A 737-nucleotide genomic window follows, 5' to 3' on the forward strand; every position below is an offset into this window, starting at 1 on the left:
CAGCATGACTTCCACCGGACGCGAGGGATGCGTCACGGGTGATCGCCTCACCTTGGCCCCTATCGATTTCAGCGAGGCGGCTGCGTTCGTTCGTGAGCACCATCGCCATCACACTCCACCGCAGGGACATAAGTTCAGCATCGCGGCATATGCTGGCGAAACGCTGGTTGGCGTCGTGATCGTTGGCCGCCCTGTCGCGCGTCGGCGAGATGATGGAGAGACGCTGGAGGTCACGCGCCTGTGCACCACTGGCCACCGCAATGCCTGCTCGTTCCTCTACGGCGCAGCTGCGCGGGCCGCCTTCGCGCTAGGGTACCAGCGCATCGGGACATACATCCTCAAGCGCGAACCCGGCACCTCCCTTGTCGCCGCAGGGTGGCAGATGATCGCGGAGACCCCGGGCCGCTCATGGTCGGTCCCTAGCCGTCAGCGTCACGACAAGCACCCCATAGAGCCGAAACTGCTTTTCGAAAGGACTGCCGCATGACTGACGAAGCTGCCAAGCCGGAACTGATCGACATCACCAGCGAGATGTATCGCATCTATTGCTACGCAAACGGTGCCCGCTTCCGCATCAACCATCCCGAACAATTGTATGTGCTCGACGGCGGTTCACACCGCGTGGTCGATAGCGAAGGCGTCACTCACCGCCCGACGCCTGGATGGCTCGCAATCTCATGGAAGCCCAAGCCTGGGCAGCCGGCTTTCGTCGCATGACCCCAGACCTGATAGCCCGG

The 737-nt window shown here is 62.7% G+C and carries 2 protein-coding genes; both read left to right on the forward strand.

Going from position 1 to position 737, the window contains the following annotated elements; translation table 11 throughout:
* The first annotated feature begins 4 nt into the window (after positions 1-4).
* Positions 5-487, forward strand: coding sequence for an XF1762 family protein (locus C2R25_RS20765; protein WP_233203678.1), 483 nt, complete (start codon positions 5-7; stop codon positions 485-487).
* Positions 484-717: a hypothetical protein gene (locus C2R25_RS00010; protein ID WP_103727262.1), complete on the forward strand. Its 234-nt coding sequence runs from the start codon at positions 484-486 to the stop codon at positions 715-717. Before C2R25_RS20765 ends, C2R25_RS00010 begins: the two co-directional genes overlap by 4 nt.
* Positions 718-737 lie beyond the last annotated feature (20 nt).

The sequence above is a fragment of the Novosphingobium sp. HII-3 genome (genome assembly GCF_002916655.1).
GTDB lineage: Bacteria > Pseudomonadota > Alphaproteobacteria > Sphingomonadales > Sphingomonadaceae > Novosphingobium > Novosphingobium panipatense.